The following is a 19507-nucleotide window of genomic DNA, read 5'->3' as shown; positions in this document are numbered from 1 at the left end:
GTCTTCGTGGAGTGGTTGGAGTCGGCTTCCGGGTGGGGGGCTGACTCCTTCCGCGCCTAGTGCGGTTGTCTATGGCGGTGCTTTGAATCTGGTGGTTCGTGGTATGGACGATGGGATTTGGCGCAATGTTCTGGACGGGTCTTCGTGGAGTGGTTGGAGTCGGCTTCCGGGTGGGGGGCTCACTCCTTCCGCGCCTAGTGCGGTTGTCTATGGCGGTGCTTTGAATCTGGTGGTTCGTGGTATGGACGATGGGATTTGGCGCAATGTTCTGGACGGGTCTTCGTGGAGTGGTTGGAACCAGCTCCCCGGCGGAGGGCTCACTCCTTCCGCACCCAGTGCGACCGTCTATAAGGGCGCTCTGAAACTCTTCGTTCGTGGCACCGACAACGGCATCTGGCAATGGAGGCTCTAGCCGAGTACGTCCGCCACTTCTGAGTGTCCACGCGGATACGAAGAACGACTGAAGTCCGTCCCGCCGCCTCCTCTGCCAGGCGTGGCACCCCGGGGCTGCCGAGGTCGACGGCTCAGGGGCCGACCGGTAACGGGGTGGGCGGGACGCCGGGGTGGACGACCTGACGGTGTTCGCGTTCCTGAGCCGCGGCTGAGGGCTGGGTCTGACGGTGGTGGCGGCTGCCGGTGACCCGCATCCGGTGACCTCGGCGCGGCATGCCCGCGCCGACCTCGAGGCGGCGATGGCGTCGACGGCGATCGCCTGGATTCGCGACCTGGCCGAGCGGCCCCGCGAGCGCGACGCCGCCTGAGCCGCTCGTCGGCGGCGCGTTTCCGTCCCGTGATGGCCGTGAGGGCGGCCGGGGCGTGCTGCGAATGGCGCTTGGCGAGAGGGGAGTGGGGCGATGCGGGGAGGAGTTTGAGCGCGGGGCGACGGGTCGTCTATGTCGACAACGACCCGATCGTCCTCACTCATGCCCGCGCCCTGTTGACCAGCGCTCCCGAGGGCCGCACCGCCTACCTGGACGCCGATCTCAACGACGCCGCCGCGATCGTGGCGTCCACGGAGGTGCGCGAGACCCTCGACCTGCTCGACCCGGGCGTCGTCCTGGTCCACCGCTGGCACCCCGCCGACGGCAGCGACACGGTCCCCGACGAACATGTCCACATGTTCGGCGGCGTCGCCGTCAAGCGATAGGCGACGCGCCCCACCGCGCTGCCTTCGGGGTGGCGATGGCGGCGCGGACCTCGGTGGCGGTCACCCCGGTGCGCTCGGCGATGGCTGCTCGCGTTCGGATCGGGGGTCAGAACGCGGCGTTGAGGACGAAGAGGGCGATGATGAGCGCCGCGGCGACGACGGCGCTGGTCGCGGCGGCCAGGGTGCCGGCGAGTACGGCCGAGCGGGTTCGGCGCGCGAACCCCGCGGCGGTCGCCAGCGACACCAGCAGCGAGAAGACCAGGAAGATCGTGATCAGTATGAAGAGCAGTTCGGCGCTGCCATGGGCGGTGAAGCAGAAGCCGCCGGCGTCGTCGCAGGAGGTGTCCTCCCGGTCGACGAGCGTGTTCAGCCAGGCCGCCACGAACGCCGCCAGGTGCCAGAGGAAGGACGTCAGGACGGCGGTTCCGTACCGCGTGGACTGCGTGGACTGCGTGGTGGCCGGCTCCCCGTTGTGCATACAGCACTTTCTATCGCACCCGTGCCAGTGGGCTACGTGTCCGCCGCGACGGTCTTCTCGACCCAGGAGATGAAGTTGGTGGCGGCGCTGCCGGTGCGTTCGGCCTGGGTGTGGCCCTGGCCCCAGACGGTGGCGAAGTCGACGTCGGTGACGCCCTCGTAGCTCTCCAGGGCCAGGGCCAGGTTGACCTCGGTGGTGCTGGCGGTGTCGCCCTGCATGATGCCGGTGCGGATGCGCCAGTGCGGGGCGACGGTGGCGCTCTGGTAGCCCTTGTAGAAGCTGTTCAGGTAGTAGAGCGGGGTGTACATGTCGAGCCGGTAGTCGACGGTCTCCCCGACGGTGTCGGTCTCCGTGAAGTCGCTGTCGTACTCGGTGGCGGCGTAGTCGGACGACCAGTTCGTGAGGGACTCGTACGAGGTCTGGTCGGCGGTCATCACGCTCTCGGCGACCGGGGAGAAGTGCAGGCCGCTGGTGCCGCTGCCCATCACGACGTTCTCGGTCATGCTGCGGTCCGGGCCGTCGAACGCGCCGACCGCCTTGGACGGGCTCTTCTGGCTGGTCACGAAGCCGGACAGGCCGGAGATCTTCGCGGTGTTCGTGGCGGCGTCGTAGGTGACCCAGTGGCCGTCGCTGTTGAGGTGCGCGATGTAGGCCGCCACCGTCTTGTAGGTGGTCGACGTCGAGGAAGAGGACGACGAGGACGGCATGGCGCCCGCGGAGGCTCCGCCCGACGCACCCCCGGACGCCCCGCCGGAGGGCATGGCGCTGCTCGACGACGAGCTGCCCGAGGTCATGCCCGCCGAGTACGAGTTGGACGGCGTGTACGGGAACGTGGTGTCGGAGAGGAAGTCGTTCAGCGAGGTGGTGACCACCGACACGAGGTGGTCGTAGTAGGTGCCGGCCAGGTAGACGCCGCTGCTCGACGTCGAGAGGGTCAGCGCCGTGCCGGAGGAGTTCGTGAGCGCGAGCTTGTTCTGGTGGGTGGCGAACGCCTCGGCCAGATCGTCGGAGTACGCCTTGGTCCAGGTGCCCGACGTGCGGGTGTCGCTGCTGGAGAACTGGCCCATGTTCCACTCGTAGGCCGCGTTGGCGTAGTCCAGGCTGGTGATCGGGCACCAGCACATGGCACCGGCGATCGCGTCGCTGATCGTCGCCCCGCCCGCGTCGGTCATCGCCGCGCCGAGGCTCTCCAGGTACGGGGTGAAGAGCGCGCTGTCCCCGGAGGCGCCGGCGATCGCGCTCTGCGCCCCGCCGCCGCTGTGCCCGAAGCAGACGATCCGGTCCTTGCTGCCCGGGATCACCGCGGCGTTGTAGCGCACGTAGCGGATCGCGGCCTTCAGGTCGGTCACGCCCCACGGCGCGTTGCCGGTGTAGCTGCTGGTGTTGCTGTCCCGGCCGCGCAGCCCGGCGTGCACGTAGATGAAGCCGGCCGTCAGGTACTCGGAGACGTCGTCGTAGCTGTAGCTGGTCAGCGGGGCCTGTGCGGCGTAACCCGGCGTGTTCACCGGGAGCACGATCGGCGCGGTGCTCGGCGTGTAGTCGCCGACCGTACCGGAGCTGTTGATCGTGGCGGTGTAGGTTCCGTCGCTGTTCTCGGTGCCGGTGAGGTACTTGCCCGGCACGATCACCGCGATCGTCTCGTAGTCGGTGGCCGCCGGCTTGGTCACGTAGTACTTGCCGAGCTGGTAGTAGACGTCGTTGGTCGCGTCGTAGGTCCACGTGGCGCCGCTGAGGTCGATCGACTGGGTGGTGGCCTCGTCGTCGTCCGAGTCGTCGCCACAGCCCGAGACGCCGAGGACACCGAGGATCGAGGTGGCCGCTGCTCCGCGGAGCAGCGTTCGGCGGCGCAGTTCCATGCTTCCACCGTACGGAGAAATGACACGCAGAGTGACCGAATCAGGGTGGATCGACCACCCGGGGGTGACGGGTCTCCGGTGATGTCAGCGGGCGCGGCGGTAGTGCACGGCCACCGCGCCGTTCTGCAGGGGCTGCGCCGAGATCAGGTCGAGTCGGCGGGTGGCGGGCAGGCCGCCGTGGTAGAGCGTCGGGCCGTGGCCGGCGATCATGGGGTGGACGAGCAGGCGGTACTCGTCGATCAGGTCCAGGCGGTCGAGTGCGGTGGCGAGCGTGCCGCTGCCGAGCAGGACCCCGGCCGGGGTGGCGTCCTTGAGCCTCTGCACGCCCTCGCGCAGGTCGCCGGCGATGTGGTGGCTGTTGTTCCAGGGGAAGTCGGTGCGGGTCGACGACACCACGTACTTGGGTTTGGCCTCCAGATCGACGGCCCACTGATGGATGGCCGGCGGCGCCGCCACGTCACCACGGGCGACGGCCGGCCAGTAGCTCTCCATCATCTCGTAGGTGACGCGACCCCACAGCATCGCTCCGCCCTCCCGCATGAGCCGGGTGTAGAAGGCGTGCGTCTCGTCGTCGGCGATGCCCTCCTGGTGGTCGACGCAACCGTCCAGGGTGACGTTGATGCTGAAGGTGAGCAGTCCCATGTCAGATCACGATAGGTTGTCGATCCGGGCCAGCAGCTCCGCCTCGGTCAGATTCTCCAGGACGGCGTCCTGCTTGCGGCCCAGGACGGCCAGCAGCTTCTCCTTCTCCAGCTTCTTGGCCGCCGCGGCCTTCGCCGCCTGGTCCTCCGCGAGGCGTACGGCGATGACGTGCTTGACGACTGCCAGCTTGGTCTCCAGGGTCGCCTTGGCCGGGTTGGTCTCGGTGACCACGAACGACTCGGTGTCGACGGCCTTGAGCTCGGCGTTGACGGCCTTGGCCACGTCGTCGAGGCTGAAGCCGGACTTGGCGGTCAACGGGAGCTCCCACAGCTGTTCCGTGGTCAGCTGGCCCTTGGCCGACGGGTAGCGGAACTTCTCGCGGGTGGCCTTCTCGAAAATGGTCACGGTCGCCTCTCTGGGTGGATCAGAACTGGACGTCGATGAGGCGGCGACGGCCGCCGGTCATGGTCACCGTGGCGAGCACGGAGTCGCGGACCGTGGAGCTGAAGCCGAGGCCGGAGAGCTGATCCGGGGACGGCTCGCACTTGGTGCGGTCGCCGAGGACCTCGAAGACCTTGCGGTGCGGGTGCAGGTCGCCGCGGAGGAACTCGTTGTAGATGCCGCGGGCCGGCTGGTCGTTCACGCACCCCTTCAGCATGAAGAAGTAGTGGCGGTTGCCGACCTCGCCGTCGTCGAAGAAGTTCGGCGAGTACATGATGGTGGAGACCGGCACGAACTGTTCGGTGGTGATGCCCCACACCTCCCGGCCGGTGGTGCCCGCCCGCATGTCCCGGCCCGGGTGGAACGCGGTGATCACCTCGCCGGCGACCGTCATCCGGCCCACCTCGACGGTCTCCTTCTGGCCGACCGCACGCTCGTACCGGAAATGCTCGATCTTTCCGTTGCTCTCGGTCTCGATGACGAAGCCGGCGCCGGAGCTGTCGCGCTTCTTGAACTGGTTCACCGCGATCCGGTATTCGCCGTCGGGGACCTTGCCGGTCCAGGTGACGTTCTCCACCGGCTCGCGGGAGTACGGGCCGCTCGCGTTCATGTCGACGTCGAGCTTTGCCGCGCTTCTCCTGGTACCAGATGTGGGTGCCGTCCGGCTCGTACACGTGCAGGTCGAGGTCGTCGTGGTTGAACCAGGAGAGGCTCACCCGCAGCTTGCCGGTGACGTTGCCGCCGGCCCGCTTGACCCGCTCCTTGATCGAGTCGGTGACGTTGCCGCCGTACGACCAGCCGAAGTCGTTGTCCCAGGCGAACAGTCGGGGTGCGCCCGGGTGCCGACCGGTGGTGAGGCTGACGAGGTGCGGTTCGTGGCGGTCGGCGACCCACAGGTCCATCGACACGGCGCCGGGCAGGATGTCCTTCATGAAGGCGACCACCGGCACCGTCTCCGGCTTCGCGTCACGAACGCGCGCCCCCGAGGATCCGGTGGTGGCCGCCCGCATGAGCAGGCCCTCGAGGCCGTCCTTCATCCGCGACTGGGTGTCGTTGTCGACCCACAGCACGTTGGTGACCGACACGTCGGCCAGCCGGGCGAACCGGCGCTGCAACGACTCCTCGATGCCCAGCTCGTCGATGGTCTTCATGGCGGCCTTGACCATGGCCGGGGTGATCAGCGCGGTGGGGCGCCGGTAGTTCTGCGGTGCCACCTTCGCCTCGAACGACCGGACCGCCTGCTCCAGGTCGGCGCCGTCGGAGAGATCCTGGATCAGGGTGCCGATCACCGTGTTGCGCAGGCGCGCCGCCGGATGCATGGCGTTGGCGAAGACGAAGGCCCGTGGGTCGGCCGCCTGCGTCCACTGGTTCCGCAGCGACCGGAACCCGGTCACCGCGCGGTGATGCTCCGCGCCGCGGTAGAGGACGTCGTCGTCGATCAGGCCGGCGACGGTGTCCAGGGCGTTCGGGGTCAGCTCGGCCAGGCCGCGCTGGAACACCTGCACCGCGGTGTCGAAGGCGCCCCGGGCCGTGCCGACGTCCGTGGTGCGGTGCCGCTGCGCCACCGGGCCGTGCAGGTGGTTCCAGACCTCGACCCGGCCGTCGCGCAGCGTCCGGGTCGTCGCCGTCCCGTACCGGTCCTCGGTGGAGCGGAAGACGCCGGAGAGCGGCAGCGTGCCGACGAAGTCGTCCAGGGCGGCCGCGACGACGGAGAAGACCGGGTCGGAGGCCGACACGCCGGACCAGAGGCTGCGGATCCGTCCGTCGTGGATCTCGACGACGGTGCCGACGTGCTTGACGAACCCGCGGCAGGTCGAGCAGTCGTACTCCGACCGCTCCCGGAACCGGGGATTGGTGCCGGCGGGGAAGGAGTCGAGGAAGGTCAGCCAGAGCGAGTCCCGGTCGAGAGCGTCGCCGACGACGTACAACTCGCCCTGGGACATGGCCGACAGACGCGTGGTCACATCCGTCACGAACTGCTGGTAATCGCCCACCGTGTCATCCCCCTTGATCTCCGGAGATCCTAGGGAGCCCGCGCAATCCGGAGAAACGGATTTCCGGTCGGCGGCGGGTGGTGACCAGGAACCAGAGCAGGTATGCGCCGGTCAGTCGGCGGGCGTCCTCACCACCCTGGAGGCGAACCTGAGCTGACCCGGGCAGAATGAGCCGATCGCGGGGCTCGAATATTTTCACCACATTTTGTTAGCCTGCCCTGGTTCGCCGCAACGGGGCACCGGCTTTTCAAGAGGGTGATGGTCGATGGCGTTCGTGACCAGTGATGAGGAACGGGAGATCGCTGGCCCGGCGCCATTGATCAGCCCGGCCATTCGATTCGCGGTCTCCATTCTGGTGGGATTGCTGGCCGGTCTGGTTCTGCAGGTCTTCACCCTGGCTTTTCTCGGCCGGATCGGCGGCGATGCGCTCTACATCCGGGCGATTTACACCCCGATCGGATTCCTGGTACTGGCGGTCACCGAAGGTCTGGTCGTGGCCGCCCAGGTCTCGGCCGGAATAGCGACGCGCTCCGGGCGGCGGGAGATCCTGCGGCCGTTACCGACCTTTCTCGGGATCGGCGGTGGGCTGCTGCTCCTGATCGCCGGAGCCTTCGCCGCGGCCTCGGACCCGATCCTGACCGTGGTCGGGGTCGCACCGGGACAACGCCCGGAGACGCTGGCCTTCATCGTCGCGGTCTGCCTGACCTCGGTGGTCGCTCTGGTCCCGTACACCGGTGGAGCATTGCTGCGGGGCATCGGCCGGACGGTGGTCTCGTCCGCGCTGTCGGTCGGTTTCACGGTCCTGTCCATCGTTGCGATGACGGTGCTGGGAGCCCGAACCGGCCTTGGTGTGCTCGCGGTCCCGCTCGCCACCCTGATCGCCGGCGCGGTCGCGGGTGCCGCGGCCCTGGTGCTGCTCCGCGCCCACGCCGGCCGGATGTCGTGGTTCCGGCGGGACGCGGTGGCCGAGGTGTGGGCCTTCGGCGCGCCGGTGGCGGTGACGTTCGTGCTGCTGTCCTCGGTGAACTTCTGCTACCTGTGGGTGCTCCGCGGTGCCGGCGCCGTCGAGGTGGCCGGATTCAACCTGGGTCAGGGCGCGAACTCCATCTTCATGGTGGTGGCGATCGCGGTCGGTTCGGGCGCGGCCATCGCCGTGAACCTGCGGCCGGGGGAGGTACGGCGGCCGATCACGAGGGCCGGCCTGAGCGCCACCGTCCGCATCGCACTGCCGTCGTATGCCGTGATCGGTGTTCTGGCCTATGCGTTACGTCATCCCCTGAGCCGGTTGCTCACCTCCGACGTCGAGGTCGCGCGTACGACGGCCGGCTACTTCCTGTGGATGGGGCCGACGTTCGTGGTCTTCGGCGGGACGCTCGCCGTATTGACCTACCTGGAACAGGTCGGCATGGCGGGCACCGCGCTCCTGCTCAACGCCGTCTACTTCACCGTCGTCATGGTGATCGCCCTTCTGCTGCCGCAGCCGGTCGGCAGTATGGCCCTGACGAAACTGCTGGCGATCAGCAACGTGATCGGTTTTCTGACGTGCTGGCTGAGCACCAGGTATCTGATCTCACGGCCACGCTTCTCCCGAGCGGGATGACATCCTTCAGGGGAGCGTGTCGCCGGGGCGGACCAGACCCTTCTGGTACGACAGGACGACCAGTTGAGCACGGTCCCTCGCCCGTAGCTTGGCCATCGCCCGGTTCACGTGGGTCTTGGCGGTCAGCGGGGACAGGTGCAGCCGGTCGGCGATCTCCTCGTTCGACAGGCCGTGCGCGACCAGCACGACCACCTCGCGCTCCCGGTCGGTCAGGCCCTCCAGGGGGTCGGCCGGTGGCAGCGGCGGCTCCTCCGGCTGGTTGAGGAACTGGGTGATCAGGCTGTGCGTGGCGGCCGGGGAGAGCAGCGAGTCCCCGGCCGCGACCGTACGCACGGCGCGGACCAGGTCGGCGGGCTCCACGTTCTTGCCGAGGAAGCCGCTGGCACCCAGCCGCAGCGCGCGCAGTACGTTCTCGTCGTTCTCGAACGTGGTCAGGATCAGCACGCGTACCCCGGCCAGGTCCTCGCTGGCGACGATCTGCGCGGTCGCCTCGAGACCGTCGACGTCCGGCATCCGGATGTCCATCAGCACGATGTCGGCGCGGCTGATCCGGGCCAGGTCGACCGCCTCGCGCCCGTTGACGGCCTCGCCGACCACCTCGATGCCCGGCTCGGCGTCGAGGATCAGCTTGAAGCCGCCCCGGATGAGAGCCTGGTCGTCGGCGAGCAGCACGCGGATCGTCACGGCTGGCCTTTCGTCTTCGGGGCCGGCAGGACGGCGTGGACACGGAAGCGGTGGTCGGGCTGGCGCAGCGCGGAGAGCGTGCCGCCGGCGGCGGTGACCCGTTCGCGCATACCGATCAGACCGTATCCGCCGCCGGTCACCGGGGTGGCGATCGGGTTGATGATCTCCAGGGAGAGTTTTTCCGGGGCGTACGTGATGGTGACCTTGGCCGTGCCCGTGCCGTGCTTGTGCGCGTTGGTGAGCGCCTCCTGCAGGATCCGGTGCGCGGCGAGGTCGACCATGGCGGGCAGGTCGCGGGTCTCGCCGTGCTGCTCGTACTCGACCTTGAGCCCGGCGGTGGCGACGCTGTCCAGCAGGGCGGTGAGCCGGGCCAGCCCGCGGGTCGGTTCGGTGCCGGGATCCTGGTCGTCGGCCTGGCGGAGTACGCCGACCATCGAGGCGAGCTCGCGTAGCACGGTGTCCGAGGCGTTGCGGATGTGCACGAGCGCGGTGTCGGCGGCGTCCGGCTGCCGGCGCAGGATGTGCCGGGCGGCGCCGGCCTGCACGTTGATCACGGCGATGTGGTGGGTGACCACGTCGTGCAGTTCGCGGGCGATCCGGATGCGCTCCTCGACCACCCGGCGGCGGGCCTCGTCGTCCCGGTTCTGCTCGGCGCGGCGGGCGCGCTCCTCCATCTCGGCGATGTACGCGCGCCGGCTGTTGTTGGCGTCGCCGACCGCCACGGCCATCGCGACCAGGGCGATCACCCCGATGTTCTGCGGCACCCACCAGTCGCCGCCGGCGCCGAGCACGTTGACCAGGTAGAGCGGGACGGCGACGGCGGCGCCGAGCCACCACATCCACTTCCGCTCGACCCGGGTGGCGACCGTGTAGACCGCGACCATCTGGGCGAACGTGAGCGCCGGGGGCTGTTCGCCGAGGACCGCGATGTAGGCGACGGAGACCGTGGTGGCGACGGCCAGCACGGCCGTCGGCCAGATCCGCCGTACGGCCAGGAGCAGCCCGGCGATGACCGCGACGCCGGTGGCGGCCACCGTCTTGGCGGTGTAGGCACCCCGGTCGTGGCTGGTCACGGCGACCACCGCGGGGAGCGCGAGCATCAACCCGAAGACGGTGTCGAGCAGGAGCGGATGGCGTACGGCGGCGTGGCGGAACCGCTGCGTCACCGTGGAGATCATGGTGTCGACGGTAGGCGTCCGGGGCACCCGCCGGCATCGTCTCGCCGTGGTAACCGCCGCCGGGGGCGTCTACCGCGCACGCGGTAAACGCCCCCGCCGGGGTGGTTCAGGAGCGGTGGTTCAGGAGGAGGCGCCGGGCGCGGGGGCGCCGCTGGGCGGCATGCCGCCACCGGGGAAGCCGCTGGGCATCGGCCCGCTCGGCATCGGCCCGCCGCTGGGCATGCCCGCGCCGCCGGGACCGCCCGCCCCGGCGTTCATGGTGCCGGTGCCGGCCGGGGTGGTGGTGTCGATACCGACCGCGAGGGTGGCGGCGTAGCCGGAGACGTCACCGGTGACGGTGGCCATCTCGTGGACGCCGAGGTCCTCGCCGAAGATGCCGTCGGAGGCGAGCGGGGTCTGGGTCATGTTGGCGACCGAGGCCTCGTACCCGGTCTCCTTGTAGACGGTGTTGCAGATCTCCTCGGGGAAGGCGATCTGCGAGATGGCGATCGCCTCGCTGTTGCCCTTGGTGATGCTGGCCTGGTCGGGGTAGACCTCGAAGTGGATGTGCGGCCACCGGCCGGTGTACGCGGCCGGGAAGATGGTGGTGAAGTTGACCTTGCCGGAGTCGTCGACGATCTGGACGCCGCGCAGGTAGTTCTCCTTCTCGGCCCCCTCGGAGTACATCGAGTAGAGGCCGGCCCGGTCGCACTGCCAGATGTAGACGGCGGCGCCGGTGAACGCCTTGCCGTCGTTGACCAGGTCGCTGACGGTCAGCTCGACGGTCAGCGGCACTCCCTCGGCCTTGCCGGTGGCGTCGCCGATGCTGGAGGTGATGTCGCTGCGGATGATGCCGCTCTCGGTGAGCACCTGCGGGCCGTTCGAGCCGTCACCCGGGTACGGGCCGACGACCTCCTCCGGGATCTCGCCGGACCACTCCGCGGACGCCGAGGTCGCGGGCTCGGCGCTGCTGCTCGTGCCGGACTCGTCGCTGCACGCGGCGAGGCCGAACGCGGCCGCACCGATGCCGAAGGCGCGCAGGATCTGGCGACGGCCCATCAGGGTGCCGAGGTCGAATCCGAGACCCTGGTCGTACACGGGCTCGTCGGGCTTGGGCAGGACGCGGCCCTGATAGGTGGCTTCCGGCTGCTGGGACATGATCCTCCGATGCGGTGGTCACACGGATGGCGACAACGGAGGCAAGTGTGGCCAGCGGGACGGGGGTGCCGCGTCGTCCGGCGGCGGGCCGTCCGTTCTGCCCGCATACCACGGTCGCGGTAGGCGCGGGATCGGTTACTACCGCAGACACGGCAATCCGGTCAGTCGGGACTACTCGCCTGTATGGCAGTTGAGCGTGTCAATACGGGATCTGAGGCATGTACTACGAACGCAGTACACCTCATCCGTTCAGATGTCTACGAATAGACGACGCGCCGAGCACGAGGCTCGGGCAATCGTAGTGCGGCGCTTGTTGTACACCGTCCGTTCATCTTATGTTTCGCGGCACTTCAGCGCACCCTGACCGCCCGTCACGATTGGCCCCGCCATGCGATTGCCGTTCCGCCGTGGTGCACCGCCACCTCCGCCCACCGCCGCAGAGGAGGAGGCGACGGTATCGGAACACGAAGGGCACGCGCTGCGTGCACCCAGCACGCTGCACGCCTTCAATCGCTACGAGATCAAGTACCTGCTGCCCAGCAACGAGCTCCCGCGCCTGCGGGACGAGCTGGTCAAGCGGCTCGACTTCGACGCGCACGGCGCCAACGGCGGGTACGGGGTCTGGAGCACCTACTACGACACCACCGATCTCAAGTTCTACTGGGAGAAGATCGAAGGCCTCAAGTTCCGGCGCAAGCTGCGCGTCCGGTACTACGGCGATCGCTTCTCGGTGAACGACGACACCACGGTGCACATCGAGATCAAGCAGCGGGTCAACCGGGTCACCCAGAAGCGCCGGGTGGCGATGCCGTACCACCGGGCCCGGGACCTCTGTGACGGCCGGCAGATGGTCGAGCACAACCCGTCCGAGCGGGCCTTCCTCGAGGAGGTCCTGGAGCTGATCGAAACCCTCGACCTGCGCCCGGTCGCGATGACCGGGTACCAGCGCGAGGCCTTCGTGGGCCGGGAGTCCGACACCGGCCTGCGGGTCACCATGGACCACCGGCTCCGCGGCCGGGACCGGGACTTCCACTTCGGCTCCGACGCGGAGAACCGGCTGATCATCCCGGCCAAGTTCTCGGTCATCGAGTTCAAGGCCGACGAGCGGGTCCCGTACTGGCTCACCGACCTGGCCGCCCAGCTGAACATGTCGGTGGTCCGCGTCTCCAAGTACTGCCAGAGCGTCGAGGCATTCGGCGGCGCTCCCCGTTCCATCTTCCACATCCCCGACGACCTCTTCGCCGGCAAGCCGGCCCTCTCCCTCAGCGAGGCCTGATCTTCCATGTTCGACGTTCAAGATCTCTCCGGTACGTTCAGCGTCGGTGACATCGCCGCGGTGATGGCGTTGTCTTTCCTGCTGAGCGCCATGGTGGCGTGGGTGTACCGCTTCACCCACCGCAACGTCTCGTACAGCCAGTCGTACGTGCAGACGCTGGTCATCCTCGGCATGCTGATCTCGCTGATCATGCTGGTCGTCGGCTCCAACATCGCCCGGGCGTTCGCGCTGGTCGGCGCGCTCTCGGTGGTCCGCTTCCGGAACGCGATCAAGGAGACCCGCGACGTCGGGTTCATCTTCCTGGTGATGGGCGTCGGCATGGCGACCGGCACCCGGTTCTACACCCTGGCCATCGTGGCCGCGGTCGTGATCAGCCTGATCATCGTGGTGATGTTCCGCTTCAACTGGTTCGCCTCCAGCGTGCAGCGCCAGGTGGTCAAGGTCCAGGTGCCGCCGGACGGCAACTACACCGAGCACATCCAGGACGTCCTGATCGCGCACACCAGCGAGTTCGAGCTGATCAGCATCGAGTCGATCCGCGGTGGCGCGCTGACCGAGCTGATGTACACCGTACGGCTGAAGAAGGGTCACGAGCCGGGTCAGCTGATCACCGCGCTCGGTGAGCGGACCGGCGGCCAGCGGGTGACGGTGCTGACCGGATACGACCAGACGGACCTCTGATGCTGCCCCGCAGGCTGGTGCACCGGATCCCGGTCCGGATCCGGCACTACTGGAGACTGCTGGCCACGTGCCTGGCGGTGGGAGTGGCGCTCGCGGTGGTGTTCAGCACCGTCCGGGTGGCGCCGCTGGTGACCAGCGCCAGTGACGAGGACGGCGACCAGGTCACCCAGAACATCAACGGGACCGTGGACCTGTTCGACGACTCGGTGGGGCACAGCATCAAGCTGACCTACCGGGAGGACGACTACCAGCGGGTGCTCGACTCCTACTTCGACGAGGGGGAGAAGGAGTACCTGGAGGCGGACCTGACCATCGACGGGACCACCATCAACAGCGTCGGGATCCGGCTGAAGGGCAACTCCACGCTCTCCGGCCTGACCCGCAACGGCGAGTCGCGCCAGAGCAGCACCGGCGGTGGCAACCGTCAGGGCGGCGGGGGCGGCTTCCCCGGTGGCGGCGGTCAGCAGGGCGGCGGTTTCCCGGGCGGCGGTCAGCAGGGCGGCGGCGCGTCCACCGCTCCCAGCGCCGCGGCTCCGTCCGGTGCCGCTGCTCCCGCGGCGTCCTCCTCCGCGGCGGCCGGTGCCACCGGCGGCCAGCAGGGTGGCGGCCAGCAGGGCCAGCAGGGCGGCGGCCAGCAGGGTGGCGGCGGCTTCGGCGGGCGCTCCTCGCTGAAGTCCGAGGAGCCCGAGGACCTGCCGTGGCTGATCCGCTTCGACGAGTTCGTCGACGGGCTGCGCTACCAGGGACACCGGGAGATCGCCATCCGGGTCGCGGGACAGGGCGGGGGGAGTGCCGTACTCAATGAGGCGGTGACCCTGAACGTCCTGGCCAGTGCCGGGCAGGTGGCCGAGAAGTACGCCTACACCAGCTTCACCGTCAACGACCGCCCGACCACGGCGCGGCTCGTGGTGGAGCACCCGGACAAGGAGTTCGCGGAGACCGTCAGCGCCGCGAACGACGGCGACGCGGGCGTGCTCTACAAGAGCATGGCGTCCAGCCAGTTCGAGGACCAGGGCGACGACCAGATCGACTACGAGGACGACTTCAAACAGATCAACAAGAAGGGGAGTCAGGACCTCCAGCCGGTCATCAACCTGATCCAGTGGGTGACCAGCGCCAGCGACGCCGACTTCGACGCCAAACTGGACCAGTACGTCGACACGAAGGAGTTCGCCCAGTACCTGGCCATCCAGAACCTGCTGGTCAACTTCGACGACATGTCGGGCCCCGGTAAGAACTACTACCTCTGGTACAACCTGGAGACCAAGAAGTTCGCCGTGGTCGGCTGGGACTACAACCTCACGCTCTCCGGCAGCGCGGAGCAGGACCCGCACGAGACGGTGAGCATGGGCGGCGGCGGTGGCAACCGTGGCGGTGGCCAGCAGGGCGGTGGCCAGCAGACCGGCGGTGACCAGCAGCAGGGTGGCTTCCAGATGCCCGACGGCATGCAGTTGCCGGACGGCGCGCAGATGCCCGACATGCAGGGCGGTGGCCAGCAGGGCGGCGGTGGCCAGCAGGGCGGCGGCGGCTTCTCGATGAGCGGGAACACGCTCAAGGAGCGCTTCCTCGCCAGCGACGCCTTCAGCGCGGTCTACGACGAGGCGTACCGCGACCTCTACCAGAAGATCTACGGCAGCGGTACGGCCCTGAACAGCCTGACCGCGATCACCAAGGTCCTGGCCACGGTCGACGGCTACGACGCCGACGCGACGACCAGCGACGCGGAGTCCCTCAAGACCCTGATCGAGCAGCGTACGACGTACCTGGCGAGCACTGACCTGATCAAGGGTTCCTGACCCGCTCCCGCAGGAACGGCAGCGATGCCGGCCGCGTCCCCCTGACGGCCGGCATCGCTGCTTCGTCCCCTCGCCGGCCTCTCCTCCATCGCTCCGCTCTTCATCGCTCATCCCTCATCGGTCGTCCCCCCATTGCAATCGGAGGGTCCGCGTGACGGCATCACCGCCCCGGATTCTGCTGGTCAACGACGACCCGGCACTGATCGAACTGGTAGCCGGAGCCCTGCACGCCGAGGGCTGGGACACCCGCGGCGTGCGCAGCGCCCGCACCGCCCTCGCCACGGCGCGCGTCTTCCACCCCGACATCGCGGTCCTCGACATGCTGTTGCCCGACCTCGACGGCCTGTCCGCGATGGAACAACTACGCTCCCACGTCCCTGACCTGCCGGTCCTCTTCCTCACCGCGGTCGACGGCGTCGACGACCTGGTCCGTGCCCTGAGCGCGGGCGGCGACGACTACGTGACCCGCCCGTTCTCCCTACCGGAACTGGTCAGCCGCCTGCGCGCCCTGCTCCGCCGCACCCGCATGGCCACCCCGTCCCCGTCCCTGACCGTCGGCGACCTGACCCTGGACGAACCGAACCGCCGTGCCTGCCGCGCCGACCGCATCATCGAGCTGACCGCCACGGAGTTCGACCTGCTCCGCTACCTGATGCTCAACCCCGGCCGGGTCATCCCCCGCGAACAGATCCTCCAGCGCGTCTGGCGCTTCCACATCGAGGGCCACTCCCGCGTCGTCGAAATCTACATCTCCCGCCTCCGCCGCAAACTCGAGTCCGGCTCCACCCCCTTGATCCACACCGTCCGCGGCATCGGCTACATCGTCGAGCCCCGCGACTGACCCCACCCGCCGCCCTCCACACGCCGCCCTCCACCCGAACTCCCGCGCAGGCCCGCGCCAGCGCCTCCACAGCGAGCCGAAACTCCTCACCTCTCGGTGCTCCCGATGCGCCATGCACCCGAACGGCGCGGCCGCGGCGCCGCGTTCCATTTCGGGCGCTCGACCATGTCCCAGGCATGCCTGAGCCAGGGCAGTTTTCTCCACACCGCGGGCAGCGCTGCCGCGTACGAAAGCGTGCCGCCCACCACGGCATCCGGTCGCCACCCCTCGGCCAACCGGATCAAGTCCGGCCTGCCGGCGGCGGCCAGCCGGCCGAAGCCGTGACCGCCGAACAGCATCCGTTCCCTCGGCTCCCGTGGCAGCGGCAACGGGGTACCGGCCGCGACGAGGAGCATCCTCATGCTGGCACGCTAGGCCTTCCGGCTCGGAAACCGGTCGAACGCGGGTCAGGGACGTCGTTGCGGAGCGGGCCCCATCGCGTTGAGCGCCGCGGACAGCGTTTCCTCCTCGTACTTCAGGTGGGTCTCCAGCTCGGTGGTGAGCCGGTCCAGCTCGGCGCGCAGTGTCTCGCCGTCCCACGAGTCGACGTCGGTGACCAGGGCCTCGATCTGCTTGTTGATCCGAGCCACCACCACGTGCTCGGCACGCAGGTCGTCCAGGATCGGCGTCAGCGCCGGAAACCGCTGCTGCAACACCGGGAACGCATGGTCGTCCTCACCGGTGTGGTGGACGTTCAGCGCCTGGCAGAAAGTCATGCAGTGGGTGCGCAGGGCCGTCGCGGGATCCTCCGGCGACTGTGGTGTCCGGATGGCGGAGGTCCGGCCGGCCAGGTAGTCGTCGACCTGGTCGCGCAGCTCAGCCATTTCCTTGCGCAGCCAGTCATGCACCTCCTGCAGTTCCGCGCCGATGCCGCGCAGCCGGGCGCCGTTCGGGCCCTCCTGCGGCTTGATGATCACCAGCGGGATCTCCCGGGAGGTCTGCTTCTGATAGTCGGCATAGCCGGGCGCGACAGCGATCACTTTCTGCCACAGCTCTTCTCGTGCCGACCCGTGCGGGATCTCGGCCAGCGCCTGGTACTTGTCGGTGTCGACCTCGACCGTGAGCCACGGGTTCGCGACGATGTTGTGGTACCAGGACGGGTTGACCGGTCCGCCGCCGGCCGAGGCGACCGCCACCTGATCACCGTCGACCTCGACCCAGCCGACCGGGCTGGTACGGGGCAGACCGGTACGAGCACCGACCGTGGTCAGCAGCGCCAGGGCCGCGCCTTCGAACATGCCGCTGACCTTGCCGTCGTTGGCGCGGAAATCATCGATGATCGGCTGGTTGAACTCCGTCGCCGCTGCGTAGCCCTCAAGGGTCACAGTTTGTATCCTCTCTTTGGGGTCCATCAGTTCAGTGCAGGACTGAGGAATGAATTGCGGTTACATCGCACACGCGCGAACACGCAGGAATTGGCATGGATTCTCGCGGAGGCGACCGCAGGAAATGGGTACGCCAAAATGGCGCTCGCCGCGTGTGGAATACGACGTCGAACGGCTGCCGCACAGGCATCGGACGTCGCTAGGAGTGCCGGGTGGCTAAGCGAAGCGCCAAGGCGGGCGGTGGCGCCGACGGCGCACGCGGGGCCTCATGCTCCGGCTCCCGATGTTGCCTCTGGTCAGCAGATATCCATCTGATCGCCCCAGTGGTACGGCGCCTCCATGCCCACGGCGGTCTCCTTGCCGGGTACACGCGGCGCGCCCAAAGAATAACACCGTGGGCCAGGGCGCACACGCCCCGACCCAGAAAGAAGTGTTATTCGCCCATCACCCGAGGGGGGCGACTCCCGGAAGTGACGATCGGCAGTGATCGAATCACTCCGATAGGCATGAGGCAATCACTAGTAAGACATATTCGCTCGTGTCATCGTTGCCGGTGGACGCAGTCCGTCGAGGATGATCCGAGCGAGGTGAGCGGACCGCCGGGGATCGTTCGCCGCGCCGGAATGGTGGATCGCGGCGAACGCGCCGGCGACGAGCGCCACCGCCTCGTCGGCCGTGGCGTCGGACCGGACGATACCGGCCCGGTGGCCGCGGTCGAGCAGATCCGTGACGTGGCGGTTCAGGTCTTTTGCGATGTCTGGTGCCGCCGCTCGTAGATCGAACTCGGCCGCGGCCAGTGCGCTCTTCACTGCTGCGTTCTGGGCGCCTGAGGCGATCATTCGGGAGAGCAGCGTGTAGATGGCTTCGGGATCGTCGCCCGCCGCGAGCACCGCTGCCTCCGCTACGAGCCCACGCAGCATGTCGACGGCGACCGCTAGGTAGAGCGCCTCCTTGGCGGGAAAATGCCGGTGAATGGTGCCGGGACCGACCCCTGCCCGGCGGGCGATCTCGTCGAGCGGAACGTCCAGGCCGTCTGCGGCGAACAGCTGCTGGGCAGTCTGGAGGATGAGTTCGCGGTTGCGCCTCGCATCGGCGCGTAGCTCACGGTTGGCCATGACGGTTTCACTATATCCGGGGCGCGGCACCGTATACGCTCGTCGCTAAGAGGGGCGTCGCCCCGTTTAGTGCTGGAGGAACGCCGATGAGCTCCGATCAGAAGGCCGATGCGCTCGTGCGCCGGCTGCAGGAGTGCTTCAACACCCGCCGCTTCGACGACGCCGCGCCGCTGCATGCCCCTGACTTCTTCAGCCATCCGCTGGGCGCGGGTTTCCCTGCGGGTAAGGATGCATGGTTGGCGCTGACCACTCGGTATCCGGCGATGCGTGTGGTCGCCCAGGACGTGATCCTCGACGGCGACAAGGCTGCAGTCCGGTCCGTTGTGGAGGGTATCGACGGCGCGCGGCCCGAGCTGTATGAGATCTTCCGCTTCGAGGACGGCCGTTTCGCCGAGATGTGGGGGGCCAGCACCGGGTTCCCGTGGTCGGGAAGCCCGAGAGAGCTACTCGACCAGGACGCTGACCACTGAGACGACAGTTCAATAGCGGTCGCGAGACCATCGCACGGAGGATGACCGTTTCCGCTCAGGGCTGCGGTTCGATCGGTCAGGTGAAGCCGTGTGGCTTGCGGGAGGTTGGTGCCCATTCCACGATGTCGTCGGGCCATGGTGGCTCTTCGAATTTAAGCGGGGTTGAGGTGTCCGCGGTGGCGGCGGGTGGTAGCGGTACGGGTCCGTAGCCGCTGGTTCTTCGGGTTACGAAATCCGTAGGCGTCGCGGGCGACGGTTTTGATGACGCGGTTGGTTCCTTCGGAGCCGGCGTTGGTGATGCCGGTGTGCAGGAACGCGAGGATTTCCGGCCACCAGGTCTCGATCGTGGTGGCGAGGCGGTGCAGTTCGAGCAGGTCAGAGACGGCACAGCGGGCGTAGAAACGATGCAGTAGCCGGGCGATGGTTTCCCGGTCCGGGCGGGTGCGGGCGAGCGCGAGGAGATCGAGTAGGTCTTCTTTGGCGTTCCAGGCGGTCAGGATCGGTGTGCCGATCTTTGTCGGCAGGTTGTCCAGGGTGTCGGCCAGCCGGTCGACGTGTTCGGCGCGCATCCGGGATGCGGACCTGGTCAGCCGGTTGCGCTGCTGCCATTCCGGGTCGCTCGCACGGCCGCGCCGGCCGCGGTGGGTCATCGTCATACGGCGGCGGACCTCGGTGACGGCCCGGTTGGCCAGCTGCACGACGTGGAAGTGGTCCACGACCAGTAGCGCGTGCGGCAGCGCCTCGCGGATCGCGGCCTTGAACACGGTGCACATGTCGATCGCGACGGCCTGGACCTGCTCACGCCAG

General features: G+C 68.4%; 18 protein-coding genes and 2 pseudogenes. 8 read left to right on the top strand and 12 right to left on the bottom strand.

Features of this window, described 5'->3' with window-relative positions; translation table 11 throughout:
• Nucleotides 1-620 precede the first annotated feature (620 nt).
• Nucleotides 621-761: a hypothetical protein gene (locus AB0M08_RS24010; RefSeq protein ID WP_364497164.1), complete on the top strand. Its 141-nt coding sequence runs from the start codon at nt 621-623 to the stop codon at nt 759-761.
• A gap of 101 nt (nt 762-862) precedes the next feature.
• A pseudogene (locus AB0M08_RS24005) lies at nt 863-1048 on the top strand (SAM-dependent methyltransferase); the annotation flags it as partial.
• Between the two features lie 205 nt (nt 1049-1253).
• Here AB0M08_RS24005 and AB0M08_RS24000 read toward each other — a convergent pair.
• The 5 genes and pseudogenes from AB0M08_RS24000 to AB0M08_RS23980 form a co-directional block, all read right to left on the bottom strand.
• Nucleotides 1254-1625: a hypothetical protein gene (locus tag AB0M08_RS24000; protein WP_364497162.1), complete on the bottom strand. Its 372-nt coding sequence runs from the start codon at nt 1623-1625 to the stop codon at nt 1254-1256.
• A gap of 32 nt (nt 1626-1657) precedes the next feature.
• Nucleotides 1658-3481, bottom strand: coding sequence for a subtype A tannase (locus tag AB0M08_RS23995; protein ID WP_364497159.1), 1824 nt, complete (start codon nt 3479-3481; stop codon nt 1658-1660).
• 84 nt (nt 3482-3565) lie between these two features.
• A complete protein-coding gene (locus AB0M08_RS23990) occupies nt 3566-4123 on the bottom strand; it encodes a dihydrofolate reductase family protein (protein WP_364497156.1) in 558 nt (185 codons plus the stop codon).
• Between the two features lie 6 nt (nt 4124-4129).
• Nucleotides 4130-4528 carry a hypothetical protein gene (locus tag AB0M08_RS23985; protein WP_364497153.1) on the bottom strand — a complete coding sequence of 133 codons (399 nt, stop codon included), beginning with the start codon at nt 4526-4528 and terminating at the stop codon, nt 4130-4132.
• Between the two features lie 19 nt (nt 4529-4547).
• Nucleotides 4548-6558: pseudogene (locus AB0M08_RS23980) on the bottom strand (hypothetical protein).
• 265 nt (nt 6559-6823) lie between these two features.
• Here AB0M08_RS23980 and AB0M08_RS23975 point away from each other — a divergent pair.
• Nucleotides 6824-8158 carry an MATE family efflux transporter gene (locus AB0M08_RS23975; protein WP_364497151.1) on the top strand — a complete coding sequence of 445 codons (1335 nt, stop codon included), beginning with the start codon at nt 6824-6826 and terminating at the stop codon, nt 8156-8158.
• A 6-nt stretch (nt 8159-8164) separates the two neighbouring features.
• Here AB0M08_RS23975 and AB0M08_RS23970 read toward each other — a convergent pair whose 3' ends face one another.
• From AB0M08_RS23970 to AB0M08_RS23960, 3 genes are all read right to left on the bottom strand, one after another.
• Nucleotides 8165-8842 (bottom strand): response regulator transcription factor, encoded by a 678-nt coding sequence (locus tag AB0M08_RS23970; protein WP_364497149.1) that lies wholly within the window; start codon nt 8840-8842, stop codon nt 8165-8167.
• Nucleotides 8839-10020 (bottom strand): histidine kinase, encoded by a 1182-nt coding sequence (locus AB0M08_RS23965; protein ID WP_364497147.1) that lies wholly within the window; start codon nt 10018-10020, stop codon nt 8839-8841. Before AB0M08_RS23965 ends, AB0M08_RS23970 begins: the two co-directional genes overlap by 4 nt.
• 120 nt (nt 10021-10140) lie before the next feature.
• Nucleotides 10141-11157: an intradiol ring-cleavage dioxygenase gene (locus tag AB0M08_RS23960; RefSeq protein ID WP_364497144.1), complete on the bottom strand. Its 1017-nt coding sequence runs from the start codon at nt 11155-11157 to the stop codon at nt 10141-10143.
• A 388-nt stretch (nt 11158-11545) separates the two neighbouring features.
• Here AB0M08_RS23960 and AB0M08_RS23955 point away from each other — a divergent pair, with 388 nt between their 5' ends.
• The 4 genes from AB0M08_RS23955 (at nt 11546) to AB0M08_RS23940 (ending at nt 15751) form a co-directional block, all read left to right on the top strand.
• Nucleotides 11546-12433: a polyphosphate polymerase domain-containing protein gene (locus tag AB0M08_RS23955; RefSeq protein ID WP_364497141.1), complete on the top strand. Its 888-nt coding sequence runs from the start codon at nt 11546-11548 to the stop codon at nt 12431-12433.
• Between the two features lie 6 nt (nt 12434-12439).
• On the top strand, nt 12440-13114 hold the full coding sequence (locus AB0M08_RS23950; RefSeq protein ID WP_364497138.1) for a DUF4956 domain-containing protein: 675 nt from the start codon (nt 12440-12442) through the stop codon (nt 13112-13114).
• Nucleotides 13114-14910 carry a CotH kinase family protein gene (locus AB0M08_RS23945; RefSeq protein WP_364497136.1) on the top strand — a complete coding sequence of 599 codons (1797 nt, stop codon included), beginning with the start codon at nt 13114-13116 and terminating at the stop codon, nt 14908-14910. Before AB0M08_RS23950 ends, AB0M08_RS23945 begins: the two co-directional genes overlap by 1 nt.
• Before the next feature lie 151 nt (nt 14911-15061).
• Nucleotides 15062-15751 carry a response regulator transcription factor gene (locus AB0M08_RS23940; protein ID WP_364497133.1) on the top strand — a complete coding sequence of 230 codons (690 nt, stop codon included), beginning with the start codon at nt 15062-15064 and terminating at the stop codon, nt 15749-15751.
• 86 nt (nt 15752-15837) lie between these two features.
• Here AB0M08_RS23940 and AB0M08_RS23935 read toward each other — a convergent pair whose 3' ends face one another.
• The 3 genes from AB0M08_RS23935 to AB0M08_RS23925 form a co-directional block, all read right to left on the bottom strand.
• Nucleotides 15838-16152, bottom strand: coding sequence for a hypothetical protein (locus AB0M08_RS23935; protein WP_364497131.1), 315 nt, complete (start codon nt 16150-16152; stop codon nt 15838-15840).
• Between the two features lie 45 nt (nt 16153-16197).
• Complete coding sequence (locus tag AB0M08_RS23930; RefSeq protein WP_364497128.1) at nt 16198-17115, bottom strand: nitroreductase/quinone reductase family protein; 918 nt, start codon at nt 17113-17115, stop codon at nt 16198-16200.
• A 518-nt stretch (nt 17116-17633) separates the two neighbouring features.
• Entirely contained in the window at nt 17634-18230 is a 597-nt protein-coding gene (locus AB0M08_RS23925) for a helix-turn-helix domain-containing protein (protein WP_364497125.1), read from the bottom strand.
• Nucleotides 18231-18316: 86 nt separating this feature from the next.
• Here AB0M08_RS23925 and AB0M08_RS23920 point away from each other — a divergent pair, with 86 nt between their 5' ends.
• On the top strand, nt 18317-18700 hold the full coding sequence (locus AB0M08_RS23920) for a nuclear transport factor 2 family protein (RefSeq protein ID WP_364497122.1): 384 nt from the start codon (nt 18317-18319) through the stop codon (nt 18698-18700).
• Between the two features lie 152 nt (nt 18701-18852).
• Here the strand turns inward: AB0M08_RS23920 and AB0M08_RS23915 are convergent.
• On the bottom strand, nt 18853-19507 hold a 655-nt coding region (locus tag AB0M08_RS23915; RefSeq protein WP_364497120.1), incomplete at its 5' end, for a transposase.

This window comes from Actinoplanes sp. NPDC051851 (assembly GCF_040681165.1).
GTDB lineage: Bacteria > Actinomycetota > Actinomycetes > Mycobacteriales > Micromonosporaceae > Actinoplanes.
The sequence above is the reverse complement of the archived record's forward strand: the minus strand, read 5'-3'. Positions and strand labels throughout refer to the sequence as shown.

What these genes read in the sequence shown, in the direction of transcription:
- AB0M08_RS24000 (WP_364497162.1), bottom strand. Translation starts at nt 1,625, where the DNA reads ATGCACAACGGGGAGCCGGCCACCACGCAGTCCACGCAGTCCACGCGG.
- AB0M08_RS23995 (WP_364497159.1), bottom strand. Translation starts at nt 3,481, where the DNA reads ATGGAACTGCGCCGCCGAACGCTGCTCCGCGGAGCAGCGGCCACCTCG.
- AB0M08_RS23990 (WP_364497156.1), bottom strand. Translation starts at nt 4,123, where the DNA reads ATGGGACTGCTCACCTTCAGCATCAACGTCACCCTGGACGGTTGCGTC.
- AB0M08_RS23975 (WP_364497151.1), top strand. Translation starts at nt 6,824, where the DNA reads ATGGCGTTCGTGACCAGTGATGAGGAACGGGAGATCGCTGGCCCGGCG.
- AB0M08_RS23965 (WP_364497147.1), bottom strand. Translation starts at nt 10,020, where the DNA reads ATGATCTCCACGGTGACGCAGCGGTTCCGCCACGCCGCCGTACGCCAT.
- AB0M08_RS23960 (WP_364497144.1), bottom strand. Translation starts at nt 11,157, where the DNA reads ATGTCCCAGCAGCCGGAAGCCACCTATCAGGGCCGCGTCCTGCCCAAG.
- AB0M08_RS23955 (WP_364497141.1), top strand. Translation starts at nt 11,546, where the DNA reads ATGCGATTGCCGTTCCGCCGTGGTGCACCGCCACCTCCGCCCACCGCC.
- AB0M08_RS23950 (WP_364497138.1), top strand. Translation starts at nt 12,440, where the DNA reads ATGTTCGACGTTCAAGATCTCTCCGGTACGTTCAGCGTCGGTGACATC.
- AB0M08_RS23945 (WP_364497136.1), top strand. Translation starts at nt 13,114, where the DNA reads ATGCTGCCCCGCAGGCTGGTGCACCGGATCCCGGTCCGGATCCGGCAC.
- AB0M08_RS23935 (WP_364497131.1), bottom strand. Translation starts at nt 16,152, where the DNA reads ATGAGGATGCTCCTCGTCGCGGCCGGTACCCCGTTGCCGCTGCCACGG.
- AB0M08_RS23925 (WP_364497125.1), bottom strand. Translation starts at nt 18,230, where the DNA reads ATGGCCAACCGTGAGCTACGCGCCGATGCGAGGCGCAACCGCGAACTC.
- AB0M08_RS23920 (WP_364497122.1), top strand. Translation starts at nt 18,317, where the DNA reads ATGAGCTCCGATCAGAAGGCCGATGCGCTCGTGCGCCGGCTGCAGGAG.